Source organism: Pyrobaculum organotrophum (genome assembly GCF_055384425.1).
The window spans coordinates 740666-753013 of sequence record NZ_AP042430.1 but is presented as its reverse complement, the minus strand read 5'-3'; the positions used below and the strand labels follow the sequence as shown (position 1 = coordinate 753013).

The 12348-nt window shown below is 44.9% G+C and carries 12 protein-coding genes; 8 read left to right on the top strand and 4 right to left on the bottom strand.

Annotation, left to right across the window (positions count from 1 at the left end; genetic code table 11):
* Nucleotide 1 precedes the first annotated feature (1 nt).
* The 6 genes from ppcA to ACZ49R_RS04425 all read left to right on the top strand — a co-directional run bounded on the left by ppcA (nt 2) and on the right by ACZ49R_RS04425 (nt 7284).
* Entirely contained in the window at nt 2-1426 is a 1425-nt protein-coding gene (ppcA, locus tag ACZ49R_RS04450; protein ID WP_464733904.1) for a phosphoenolpyruvate carboxylase, read from the top strand.
* A gap of 616 nt (nt 1427-2042) precedes the next feature.
* Complete coding sequence (locus ACZ49R_RS04445; protein ID WP_464733903.1) at nt 2043-2294, top strand: hypothetical protein; 252 nt, start codon at nt 2043-2045, stop codon at nt 2292-2294.
* Between the two features lie 492 nt (nt 2295-2786).
* Complete coding sequence (locus tag ACZ49R_RS04440) at nt 2787-4085, top strand: BMP family ABC transporter substrate-binding protein (RefSeq protein WP_464733902.1); 1299 nt, start codon at nt 2787-2789, stop codon at nt 4083-4085.
* 3 nt (nt 4086-4088) lie between these two features.
* Nucleotides 4089-5480 (top strand): ABC transporter ATP-binding protein, encoded by a 1392-nt coding sequence (locus ACZ49R_RS04435; RefSeq protein ID WP_464733901.1) that lies wholly within the window; start codon nt 4089-4091, stop codon nt 5478-5480.
* Entirely contained in the window at nt 5477-6439 is a 963-nt protein-coding gene (locus tag ACZ49R_RS04430; RefSeq protein ID WP_464733900.1) for an ABC transporter permease subunit, read from the top strand. Before ACZ49R_RS04435 ends, ACZ49R_RS04430 begins: the two co-directional genes overlap by 4 nt.
* The gene (locus ACZ49R_RS04425; protein ID WP_464733899.1) at nt 6430-7284 is read left to right on the top strand and encodes an ABC transporter permease; all 855 of its coding nucleotides are present in this window, start codon (nt 6430-6432) and stop codon (nt 7282-7284) included. The genes ACZ49R_RS04430 and ACZ49R_RS04425 overlap by 10 nt, the downstream gene beginning before the upstream one ends.
* A gap of 39 nt (nt 7285-7323) precedes the next feature.
* Here the strand turns inward: ACZ49R_RS04425 and ACZ49R_RS04420 are convergent, their stop codons facing one another.
* On the bottom strand, nt 7324-8232 hold the full coding sequence (locus ACZ49R_RS04420) for an ATP-dependent glucokinase (RefSeq protein ID WP_464733898.1): 909 nt from the start codon (nt 8230-8232) through the stop codon (nt 7324-7326).
* A gap of 105 nt (nt 8233-8337) precedes the next feature.
* On the opposite strand from ACZ49R_RS04420, the gene ACZ49R_RS04415 reads away from it, so the two are divergent.
* Entirely contained in the window at nt 8338-9624 is a 1287-nt protein-coding gene (locus ACZ49R_RS04415) for a Glu/Leu/Phe/Val family dehydrogenase (RefSeq protein ID WP_464733897.1), read from the top strand.
* 311 nt (nt 9625-9935) lie between these two features.
* Complete coding sequence (locus ACZ49R_RS04410) at nt 9936-10130, top strand: hypothetical protein (RefSeq protein WP_464733896.1); 195 nt, start codon at nt 9936-9938, stop codon at nt 10128-10130.
* A gap of 248 nt (nt 10131-10378) precedes the next feature.
* Here the strand turns inward: ACZ49R_RS04410 and ACZ49R_RS04405 are convergent, their stop codons facing one another.
* The 3 genes from ACZ49R_RS04405 to ACZ49R_RS04395 form a co-directional block, all read right to left on the bottom strand.
* On the bottom strand, nt 10379-11221 hold the full coding sequence (locus tag ACZ49R_RS04405) for a hypothetical protein (protein WP_464733895.1): 843 nt from the start codon (nt 11219-11221) through the stop codon (nt 10379-10381).
* Nucleotides 11222-11236: 15 nt separating this feature from the next.
* Nucleotides 11237-11446, bottom strand: a complete 210-nt coding sequence (locus tag ACZ49R_RS04400; protein WP_011762733.1) for a hypothetical protein — start codon at nt 11444-11446, stop codon at nt 11237-11239.
* An 88-nt stretch (nt 11447-11534) separates the two neighbouring features.
* Nucleotides 11535-12326 (bottom strand): molybdenum cofactor guanylyltransferase, encoded by a 792-nt coding sequence (locus tag ACZ49R_RS04395; RefSeq protein ID WP_464733894.1) that lies wholly within the window; start codon nt 12324-12326, stop codon nt 11535-11537.
* Nucleotides 12327-12348: the final 22 nt, after the last annotated feature.

Below are 12348 nucleotides of genomic sequence, written 5' to 3'. Positions count from 1 at the left end.
ATTGATAAGAATAAGCATAAATGGCTACACTAATGTAGTTATTTTAATGTACATACCTAGGTTCATGTGTACCCAACATCCTGATTCTACAGTCAAAATAACTGCAGTAGAAGAGATAGAGGAGGCTATTATAGCATATTTAGCCTATGAGTGCGATGAAGTAATGGTAGATTATGAAGGTAAAGCAACCCCTTATTCTCAGCCCAGAGATATAGTCGCCAAAGCGCTGTCTCTTGGTATACCTCTTGGAGAAAGATATTTCATTACACCTAGGATTCCCAACCCCCGTCTAGAAGATTTTGAACGAAGTATGCTTGCGCTAGAGGCGGCGGTGATGGCTAACAGCTACTCTCAACGAACTGCAGGAATAAGTGCAGTTAGATGGGTTATTCTCCCGATGACCGAAGATTTTGAAACCTTGGCATATGTATATAAGGCTCTTGATCTTAAGATACGAAATCTAATAGATTTAAATGCGATAAAGGAGGAGACGCCAATAGAGCTTATACCATTGATAGAAGACGCCGCCAAACAACTGCACATTAAACAGTTTGTAAAAACGCTTTTCCGCGTGGCTGCAAATAGTGGCCACATAATTGAAAATATGCGAATATTCCTAGGCAAGTCTGATTCAGCCGTTAGACATGGACATATCGCGTCTTCTCTAGCAATTATTCACACACTTCAACAAATAGATGAAATAAATAGAGACAGCGAATACAGAGTATGGCCAATCTTAGGCATGGGCTCTCCGCCATTTAGGGGAGGTTTAAATAACCCCCGACTTGCGCCATATGAAACTCTCCAGTACTCCGGCTACCGTACTGTCACAATACAATCTGCAGTAAGATACGACATATCTTATGCAGAATTTGAAAAAGTTAAACTCGCTTTGTTACAGCCTCCAAGTTTGCGTAAAGTGGAAGTCAGGGGAGAGTGGATAGAGGTGGCGTCAAGGATGTATAAAGATTTCATAAGACCGCATATACCTAAGTTGGTAGAACTCTCTTCTGCTATCCCATCGACGAGAGAAAGAGTCAGCTGGAAACAGTACGGTAGAATGTTAGACAATAATCTACAGGTTCCCAGGGCAATAGTGTATACTGCAACATGGTATTTCATAGGCTTACCCCCCGCACTCTTAGATGCACGATTTATAATATGGGCATATAAGACAGGGGAAATAGACCAAATACTCCGCACATTACCCGCCCTCATACACGAATGGAAATACGAGACGTCTTTCTATTGTAGAAAAAGAGTTGAAAAAATCCTCGGCGGAGAGGCGACAAAAGAAATCGATACTGCACTAGATATATTGGGAATTACTCCAGAACGTAACGAGACGTATATTACGCTACTACTAAACGCCGAGACGCAAGCACATGCATTAGCCCTCGGCAGGATAAGGGGCTTCTTGGGTTAACAGATCGGCTTGGAGAATCCGATGTACTACAGAATGTTGTATGGCTTTAGTAGAGAGAGACGCGTCACCACGCTCTTGAGCCTATCGAACTAGTGGGTCTTTCGGGTCCGTCTCCTGTTCTGGGAATCTCTGGCATTGATGGTATTTTCAGCACGGGCATAGAAGGCTACATATGTTTAGTAACTAACCTCCTTAAGGTGCTTGAGAAGATGTGCAGAGAATTCGTCATTGAGTTCGTCGACTACGGCTTTCGGCACGGCATGACAAGGCAGATCTCCCCTTAGGAAGGCTCTGTATAGAAAGCTGAGGGAGGAGTACCCAACCCTCCCCTCTCACTACGTCTACACCGCGGCGCAGGACGCGGCTACCCGCATAAAGAGCTTTCTCGTGCTGAGACAGGAAGGGAGGGCTAAGACGGAGAGGCCGAAGGTGAGGAGAGTGAACATTTGAGTCGATGACCACCTCTGGAAGCCGAAGTGTTACACAGCCGTGAGGGTAGCCACCCACAGGGGGTAAATAACAATCTCCCTCAGGCCAACGAAGCTACTCTAGCGTGACTTCAACGGCAACTGGACGTTGAGAACGCAACCCCGGCTCAGGCTAGACGAGAAAAGGCGTGTTGTCTACGTCCTATTCGTCTTCAAGAAGGTGGGGGGGGGGGGGGGGGGACGTCGTCGCCGTAGACCTCAACGAGAACAACGTCACTGTGAAGGCCGGCAGTAGAGTGTACATCCTTGAGACGAGGATTAGAGACATCACACTTGGCTACCACAGCCGTAGGGAGGTTATGCAGTCTGTGAAAGGGAATCGGCACGCGAGCCACGTGTTCTTAAGCGCAACGAGCTGGATAAGAAGGCGGTGTCTGTAGGAGAGCGGCAAACCACGTCGCTATGGGGTGGAGCGCCTCGGCGCCGCAATCGTGGTCGAAAATCTGCCTAGGAGGCTGAAGGACGTGACGTAGACGACCTAGAGCTGAGGGACGGAGTATGCCGAGCCGACTTTAAGAACATGCCTAGGGAGATTATACGTAAGGCGAGGGAAAGGGGATACCGGTGGTAAGGATAGACTCAAGAGGAACCTCTTTCACCTGCCCGCGGTACAGAGACTTGTGAGGAGTAATGTCCCCAGCGCCCACGCCCGAGACATCTCATATGTCGATGAGAGAGTAGGCGAGAAGAAAGTCCCTAGGCGTAGAGACAGACGATAACAGATATAATCTTCTGTTTCAGCAACTTCGTGATGAGAATCATGCCCAAAGGCAAAATGCCTGATCCTGGGGTAGCTGATCTTTAATAGTTTACTTAATAAAGCTAAGAAACGCCGATAGGAAAGCTTATATATGGAATTAACTTTATGACTCATGGCTACCAATAGAAGAGATTGGTTAAAAATTGTGGCTTCTTTCGTGGTAGGCGCCGTCTTAGGCTCCGGAGGCACATATTTGGCGCTACAAAGTATTAAGTCTACAGTTGAAAGAAGTACCGCCAGTGCTACTACAACCAACGTTAGGGAAGCTGCGCGTACGACAACAGGACTTCCCAAGATGAAGATACACTTTATATACGTAGGACCCATCGGCGACTACGGCTGGACTCATGCACATGAAATGGGCAGGAGGTATCTCGAGAAGAAGCTATGTCCAAATCCAAACAAATTATGTATCGTAGAAACAGCGTATACCGAGAACGTCCCTGAAGACCAAGCATATGTCTATATAAAGAGGGCTGTCTCTGACGGCGCCCATATGGTATTTACCACCTCTTACGGTTTTATGGATGCCACAAAAAAGGCGGCAAGAGAATATCCAGATCGCTTCTTTGCCCATTGTTCTGGCTTCTTCAAAGACCAAGACGAGTGGGCTGCTCTCCCTAACTTCGCCGAATATTTCATAGACCTCTACGAGGCTTACTACTTAAACGGGATTGTTGCAGGGAAGATGACAAAGACAAATAAATTGGGTTACGTTGCCGCGTTTTTAATTCCAGAGGTAATACGTCACATGAACGCCTTTTTAATAGGCGCTAGAGAGGTGAATCCAAAAGTGACCATGGACGTTATACAACTTGGTTCGTGGTATAATCCCCAGGGCGCGAAAAAAGCCGCGATAACGTTAGTCGAGTCTAACGGCGCAGATGTCTTAGCATTTACGGAAGATTCGCCCACTGTATTACAAACAGCTGAGGACTATCAAAAACAGGGGAGGACTGTGTGGTCTTTTTCACACTACAGCGATATGTCACAATATGGGCCAAAAGCCCATTTGACAGGCCAAATCGTAAACTGGGGACCTCTATATGTAGAGATGGCTATAAGAGCGTATCTCGCATGGGTCTCAGGCGAGATGTCTATATGGTCAGAGTGGCCGCCTGAGAGACCACGGGACTACTGGTGGAGTATGAAGAATTCTTATACATACTACGATTACAAGAGAAATCCTGCAGATATTATTCTTCCGCTTAACCCAGCAGTACCCGACGATGTAAAAACCTATGTTGAACAGAAGAGGAAAGAAATTATTGAAGGGGTCTGGGACCCCTTCACAGGCCCCGTTAGAGACATTAAGGGGGTAGTTAGAGTTCCAGATAGAAAACGGTTAAGCAAAGACGAGCTTTATAACATGGACTGGTTTGTAGAAGGCTACAGACAGCTACCGACCTAATTAATGGTCTCTTTAAGGGCTATAGGAATTAGGAAGGTTTTCCCCGGTGTTATAGCACTAGACAACGTAGATTTTGAAGTTAAGAACGGCGAAGTCCATTGTCTCCTCGGCGAAAATGGAGCTGGGAAGTCCACTCTGTTGGCGATTCTCTATGGTGTGTACCTTCCCGATAAAGGTGAAATATATATTGACAATAGGAGAGTTGTTATAAAATCGCCACGTCACGCAACCGAGCTTGGAATTACGCTTATTTCTCAACACTTTGCGCTAGTGGAAACACTTACAGTAAGAGAAAACTTGAAATTGGCCGGCATAGACGTCTCAAAAGCTGTAAAAATAAGCAAAGAATTTGGCATTGAAGTTCCTTTTGATAAATATATAGAAGAACTTACAGTTGGAGAGAGACAGAAAGTAGAAATAATTAAAGCATTAGCTCGTAATAGCAAAATTCTGCTTATGGATGAGCCAACATCGCTCTTAAGCCCCAAGGAGACGAAAACGTTTCTGAAGACAATTAGGAAACTCGCCAACATGGGTAAAACAGTTGTATTTGTGACTCATAAGATTAGAGAAGCTATAGAAGTTGCAGATAGGATAACAGTCTTAAGAAGGGGGCAGAAGGTGGGAACATACGAAAAACCGTTTGACGAAACGTCTCTTCTAGAAGCTATGTTTCAGGGTGTGGTAAAGAGGCGGTTGGATAAGCCGTCGGTCTCTGGTGAGGTGATATATAAAGCCGAAAGGCTGACAGGGGAGAAAGTACGTGAGGCCACAATAGAGTTAAGACGTGGCGAGCTTGTGGCTATTCTCGGCGTAGCAGGAAACGGACAAGAAGAGCTCATGGAGCTTCTCTCAGGGTTTAAAAAACCGAGGAGTGGAGACATATATATAGACGGAAGGAAGATAACTGGCATGCCGTTTTCGGAATTTCTAAAAAATGGAATATCTTATCTACCTGAGGAGCGAAGTCGTGCATTAGCTAAAGACTTAAGTATACTAGATAATTTCAAAATTAGATGCATAGATCGTTGTATTGAAAAATTGTTAGAAGCAAAGGAGATTCTGGATATAGATTTTTCAGACCCTCATGCGAGGGCAGCTACATTATCCGGCGGCAACCAACAGAAGATGCTAATTGCGCGGGAGGTCTGGCTTAGGAGACCTTATATATTGGTAGCTTCATATCCTACACGTGGGCTTGACGTAGAAACGGCAGAAAAATTCTACTCATTTATAAGAGAGTATGTCAGAGGCGGCGCAATTATAACTCTTGAAGATATAGAAGAGGCCGTGGAGAGAGCCGATAGAATTTACATAATCTCACGCGGTGAAATTGTTTCATCTTTCACGCCGCCCTTTGATATTGACGATATAGCTGAAGCCATGGCGACATGAGATTAATACAAAGGCCGTCCCCCTCTCCTATTTATTACGGAGTCGCAACTTTGGGCTCTTTAGCATTTATATTAGCTATAGTGTTGGCGTTTACAAGAGACGTGGGACAAACTATAAACGCCTTAACAACCATAGATCCTTATTACATCTCTAGAGTTTTCCTAGTGGTAAATATCATCGGTATATCCGGCGTTGTCTCATATCGAGCCGGCCTATGGAATATCGGCCAGGAGGGACAGGCAATCGTAGGAGCTTTGGCGGCCATAGCCGCAAGAGATCCCGCAATAGCGCTTATGTCTGCGCCAGCCAGCGCGGCGGCATGGACGTTACTGCCAGCGGCCCTGAGAACATTCGCTAATGTAAATGAGGCAGTTACCACATTTTTAATGTCTATAGTTGCCATATACGTCGCTCGCTACTTTGTAGAGGATATACTACGAGATCCTGCTAAAAAAGGCTTTATTGTCACTATGGAAGCCCCAGGTCTCGACATCTTTTCTGCTATGTTAACTACTACCGCAGTTATAACCTCTGTGATGTTCCTATATAAAACAAGGCTGGGTCTTGTCTTACGTCTTCTATCATCGGGAGAGGAGATTGTCAAATACGCGGGTAAATCGCCTAGATTCTACAGTTTTTTTGCACTTATTCTTAGCGGAGCGATCGCAGGAGTGGGGGGCGCTGTTGAAATAATGACAAGAGAAACAGGCCGCTATATGACACTACAACAGGTAAGCACAGGATTTGGCCTCTATGGAATATCGGCGGCTTGGCTCGGCGGTCTCAACCCGCTGGGCGTTGTGGTAGCATCACTGTATATCGCATGGCTTTGCCAAATTGCGGTCAATCTAAAAACTATGGGTTTTTCCGCGCTTGTGGCCAATGCGCTAGTTGGTATTGCAATGGCTTGGGGTATCGCTGGATATGTTATGCATAAGTATAAAATAGTATGGCGCTAGAGCAGACTATTTCAATAACATACGAAGCTTTAAAAAGCGCAACGCCTATGTTATTAGCTACACTCGGCGCCATCGTCGGCCAGAGGGCTGGGGTTTTAAACCTAGGTCTTGAGGGCGTGGTTTATCTCTCGGCGGCGGTTGCTGTAATTACGGGACCGCCCTGGGGCTTCCTAACAGCAGTTATAGTAGGTGCTCTATATAACCTCCTCTATTACGTGCTTTCAAATGACTTAGCTATGAATCAAATATTGTTAGGCTTTGCATTTACAATGGTGGGATATGGAGTGGGTTCGCAAATAGCTAAAGGCATGGTGGGAAAGCCTATAGAGAAGCCTATAGTTTCTGGAATAGAGACTTATCTAGCTGCAGTAGCTGTGGCTGTGGCACTACACGTGTTTCTAAAGTCGAGAATAGGACTTGCCATAAGAGCCTCGGGCGACGACCCCGTCTCGTTGGACTTGATGGGCGTAGACGTTTATAAGGTAAGAAAAATGGCTGGATTTTTAGAGGGCGTATTGGCCTCTTTAGCTGGGGCATATCTAGTGTTGTTGTATTACGGTAGTTGGACAGAGCAGTTAGTTATGGGATGGGGTTCTCTTGCTGTTGCAACCGCCATGATCTCGCTATGGTCGCCTCTTTTAGCAACGGCATCCTCAATAATACCCTCGTTTTTTATCTCATTGACATATATAATGCAGAGGTATATCCCTATTTCGCCACATATATTAAACACGGTTCCTTACGTTGTTTCCATAGCTGTTTTAGTTATTGCACAAAAAGTTGTAGGAAAGGCCAAAGCGCCGCGGTGGCTTGCGAAACCGTACATAAGAGAAGAGAGGACATGATTTTAGTCCCTCTTACGCAACGCCCAACTCTTCCGAGGGCTAAGACTGGGAAGAGGCCGTAATGGGGTATCCGAACTTCTTTAAAGTATCAGGTGTTTTATAGGCTAGGGCAGCTGCGCCCACAGCTACTTCATCATCTCCAAAAGAGGCCTTTAAAATTTCTGGCTCTCGTAGGCTTAGATAATCCCTTAGCCTAGCGGGGAGTTCACGCGATATTATGTCCCAATTGTTTAACGCTATAGAGCCCCCTACTATGAGCAATTCGGGGTCGTAGGCAGCTACGACAGTAGCAATTCCGGCGGCTAACGCGTCTAGCCATAGATTTATAAACTTTCTGGCTTTTTCGTCGCCATGTCTATACCTTCTAAATATTTCCTCTGGGCTTGCCGGAGCGTCGCCAGTAGTCTCTTGATAAACCCTAGGTATATGCGCGCCGCCTACATAAGCTTCAAAATGGCCACGCCCCCCACAGCCGCATCTCCTCGCCGATTTAAAGTCTATAACCGCATGTCCAAGCTCATGGGCATTACCATCTTTGCCCAATAGCAAATTACCATTTACTATAGCGCCTACGCCAACTCCAGTAGACAGCGTTATATAAACCATATTTTCAACATTATACTTAAACACGTATTCGCCCCATACAGCTGCTACACAATCGTTGGCAACTACTATAGGTTTTCCAAGCTCTTTTAAAGGTTCCACCAGTGGAAATCTACGCGTTGGGGAGTTTGGCGAATTTACAACCCACCCGCTCTTAAGATCCAGCGGCCCTATAGACCCTACTCCCACGGCGTGAAATTGCCATCGCTTTACTATATCAACAATATCAGCAACAGGATTTACACTAGTCTTAACTTTAACTCTATTTACTATGTTACCATATTCGTCTATTAATAAAGCCCTAGTCCAAGTAGCTCCTATATCTATTCCAAGAAATAGACGCACATATATTTGTTTCAGCGCTGAATAAAAAAATTTGCCCACCGGTATATATAGATCTACATTTTAACTATGTAAATAAATTTTTTAAATAGGGAAAAAAATATGCCTATGGTCTACATAACTGGTTCTTACATAATAAATGCGTTTCTTGAAAATACACTTATAACCATAAAACGCGGCGTAGAATTGGCTGGATTGCCTGTAGAACTATATGAGATCTTGTCTAGGCCTAGGCGTGTTTTGGTTGTTAATATTCCTGTGAGGTTGGATGGTGGTGGTTTTGAGGTGTTTGAGGGTTATCGTGTGCAGCATTGTGATGTTCTCGGCCCGTATAAGGGTGGGGTTCGTTTTCATCCTGAGGTTACTCTTGCCGACGACGTCGCCTTGGCTATTTTAATGACGTTGAAAAATAGCCTAGCTGGCTTGCCGTATGGCGGCGCTAAAGGCGCAGTACGTGTAGACCCTAAGAAACTCTCGCAGAGAGAACTTGAAGAGCTTTCTAGAGGATATGCCAGAGCCATAGCCCCCCTCATAGGCGACGTAGTCGACATCCCAGCGCCTGACGTTGGGACAAACGCCCAAATCATGGCGTGGATGGTAGACGAATATTCAAAAATAAAAGGCTACAACGTGCCCGGGGTATTCACCTCAAAACCACCAGAGCTATGGGGAAACCCAGTGAGAGAATACGCCACAGGCTTTGGAGTAGCAGTAGCGACAAGAGAAATGGCAAAAAAACTATGGGGCGGAATAGAAGGAAAAACAGTAGCGATACAGGGTATGGGTAATGTGGGGAGGTGGACAGCGTATTGGCTAGAAAAAATGGGCGCTAAGGTGATAGCTGTGTCTGATATAAATGGCGTAGCTTATAGAAAGGAGGGACTTAATGTTGAATTGATACAAAAAAACAAGGAACTTACAGGGCCTGCTCTCGTGGAACTGTTTACGACAAAAGACAATGCCGAATTTGTTAAAAACCCAGATGCCATATTTAAACTAGACGTCGACATTTTCGTCCCCGCCGCTATTGAGAATGTCATTAGGGGTGATAATGTTGGGCTTGTGAAGGCTAGGCTTGTTGTTGAGGGTGCTAATGGCCCTACTACTCCTGAGGCTGAGAGGATTTTGTATGAGAGGGGGGTTGTCGTAGTTCCTGATATCCTTGCCAACGCCGGCGGCGTGATTATGTCGTATTTAGAGTGGGTGGAGAATCTCCAGTGGTATATCTGGGACGAGGAGGAGACTAGAAAGAGACTTGAAAACATAATGGTAAACAACGTCGAGAGAGTATACAAGAGATGGCAGAGAGAAAAAGGATGGACAATGAGAGACGCAGCAATAGTAACCGCATTAGAAAGAATATACAACGCCATGAAAATAAGAGGGTGGATTTAGTAGCTTGAAACCTTTAACTGTTGCATTTATCAGTCTTCTGCGAAACGTGGGTTTTTTTATCATATAGGGTCTTCGCGCAAGCCTTGTATATAGCCAGAAATCTAATAAAAGCTAGGACTATAAGAACCCCGTCCTTTAAATCACCTAAAGGTCTCTATAGCATGTTCTATCGCTTTTTCCACGTTAACGCTTATTCCTAAATCTCTTAGGTCCGGCATTGTGCAGGGAAAACCACCTTTACCCAACCATTCCTTCCAGACTATGTAATTCATAAGAAACAGTTTTTTCAGGAGTATCAAGAGACTGTTAGTATGTTAGAGCATTTGATTAACGCTTCGCAGAGCCAGGTTTATATTTGGGCCGGCGAGGCGATGTTGGAGTTAGAAGCCACAGTTGCGAATTCTGTAAAGTCTGGTACAAAAGTTCTTGTTATTGATAACGGGGTCTATGGCTCAGGGTTTGCGGAGTTTGTGAGAATGTATGGCGGGATCCTCAATAGGGGCTGACGAAATAAAGTTTGACCAGCGGGGAATTGGCGTATTAATAGGAGGGTCTCAAAAGGCCTTAAATTCGCCACCGGGATTGACAATAATGGCTGTCAGTAGGGACGCTTTAGATAGAGCGAAAGAGGTAGACAGGAAAAGTTGATCTAGGTCTAGGTTTGTAGTTTCCCTTACCAGAGCGACCTTGACGGCATGAGATATCTCAGAGGGGCCCGGAGTTGAAATTCTATGTTCGCTAAATCTCCTATACATTATCTCCTCTTTCCTGCCAGCATAAAAAGTATTAATGACATAGCAAACATCGCCACGCCGAGGAAAGCCAAGATTATGCTACGAAAGTCTATCTCTCTTATAAATACCGTTTCTGTGTAGGCGCGTGTTGTTGTAATAGTCGCAGTTACAACCTCCCTCTCTGTAACAGTTTGTACCACTGTGTAGGTATACGTAGTAGTTACCGGGACGCTCACAGTTATTGTAGAGGTAGTGGTTTCAGTCTTTGTCACAGTTATCGCCGGCGTGTAGTTTCCAACAGCAGTAATTCTCCAGGGGGGATATACGCCATAGTAATACAGCCTTATTACATAGTCATCACAGGGATTGAGATTTCGTATAGATATGACCCTCTCAACGCTGTAGTTGTATGCCTGGAAGTATACAGCGATGTTATTCATCATTGTACTCTTTAGAGAGACGACAGCCATGGGAGGCTCTATAGACGATGTACGATTTATAACTCGGAGACTTGGCGTCACAACACAAGAGACGTTTGCAGGTCCTATGCCCCAGATCTCTATCCTATCCACCTCCCTGTCGCCTTGGATGAGAGAAAGCGCTATGGCTTTTACACCATATGGCACAGAACATATATTATAGACCTCTACGCCGTTGCCAACGTTGCAAAAGCCCTTCCAACTGTCGTCATACCAATATAGTTTGAGGCTGACTGGCGGCTCGGCGTTTGTATGAGCCCAGATATCTAGGTAGAGCCACTGTGGCGCCATACACAGACACTGTCTTAACGATATTGATAATTTATCAATATATCCAGCTGATAACAAAAGGGAAAGAAGGAGTAGGAGAATAAACTTGCGCATTAAAGTACACAATAATTAGTTCTTATAAATTTGAAAAACTTCTTTTATTTGGTCTTCTAAAAACCACTCCAGCACGTAATCAAGCCTACTAGCTATATACAGAGCTTTTTTATACGCCTTTTCCCATGACGTGTGTTTCGCTATAAGTACCCAGCCGTCTTCAATAATTCTTTGTTTTGTCACAAGGACCCTCTCCTCCTTAGGGTTTAGATATACTCGGAACATATACGTATACGTACACAGGTTTATAACCCCCAGGTATTACAGCTTACAATTATCCCCTAAGTATGTTGAAACTTTTTGTGAACTCTTGTCACGCCTTTTCAATATCGGTTATCTCATAGAGAGCCTCCGCCAGCGCTTTATAACTAGGGGATACTACGGCTAGGTCTTTAGCTACGTGAGCTGCCATAGAGAGAAGACCGGTTTCAATATAGTGTAGCAACTCTTGTTTCAGGGCGTTTACGTCGTTGTTTATTAACCATCTCACAAGTGGAGAATCTCTCCATTTAACTACTTGATCTTGGGTATAAACCCTGTGTCTCACCACGGGCGCAGTCTCTGAAAGGTCGGCGGACCTGTTGATGTTTTTTAACCAGACGGGATCTATCCCATGTCTCTCAGTAGATAAAAACGTTGTGTGTCCCAGCCTAAATATATCATCTATACGACTTCTCCTGACTCGCGCCAAAAAATCTAGTATTGTCTTCAACTCCGCAGGCGATGCCTTAAATACCGCAGATTCTACTCTCCCGTTGGGAAAAACCCATACTGAAAATGGCGTGTCTACCGTCAGTAGCTCTTTAAACACCTTTGGTTTTAGAAATGGCATATCGCAAGGCGCAAACAGAAGCTCATCGTCAAACAAATGCGTCGCAGAGTCTACAGCTGCTAGAGGCCCCGAGAATCTAGTGCTATCTGGTAGGACGGTTTCGCCTGGATAGAGATTTGCGTTACGGCCAGCTGCTATAACAACGCGGTCTGCCACTTGTCGACCAACTTCAATAACGTAATCTATTAGGCGACGCTCTCTATATACAAACGTACATTTATCTCTACCAAATCTCGAAGAAAGGCCGCCGGCGAATATAACAAACAAAACCATACAACTCATAGCATCTATCTTT

Coding starts and splice junctions, on each gene's coding strand:
- ACZ49R_RS04440 (WP_464733902.1), top strand. CDS start 2,787: ATGGCTACCAATAGAAGAGATTGGTTAAAAATTGTGGCTTCTTTCGTG.
- ACZ49R_RS04435 (WP_464733901.1), top strand. CDS start 4,089: ATGGTCTCTTTAAGGGCTATAGGAATTAGGAAGGTTTTCCCCGGTGTT.
- ACZ49R_RS04430 (WP_464733900.1), top strand. CDS start 5,477: ATGAGATTAATACAAAGGCCGTCCCCCTCTCCTATTTATTACGGAGTC.
- ACZ49R_RS04425 (WP_464733899.1), top strand. CDS start 6,430: ATGGCGCTAGAGCAGACTATTTCAATAACATACGAAGCTTTAAAAAGC.
- ACZ49R_RS04415 (WP_464733897.1), top strand. CDS start 8,338: ATGGTCTACATAACTGGTTCTTACATAATAAATGCGTTTCTTGAAAAT.
- ACZ49R_RS04410 (WP_464733896.1), top strand. CDS start 9,936: ATGTTAGAGCATTTGATTAACGCTTCGCAGAGCCAGGTTTATATTTGG.
- ACZ49R_RS04405 (WP_464733895.1), bottom strand. CDS start 11,221: ATGCGCAAGTTTATTCTCCTACTCCTTCTTTCCCTTTTGTTATCAGCT.
- ACZ49R_RS04400 (WP_011762733.1), bottom strand. CDS start 11,446: ATGTTCCGAGTATATCTAAACCCTAAGGAGGAGAGGGTCCTTGTGACA.
- ACZ49R_RS04395 (WP_464733894.1), bottom strand. CDS start 12,326: ATGGTTTTGTTTGTTATATTCGCCGGCGGCCTTTCTTCGAGATTTGGT.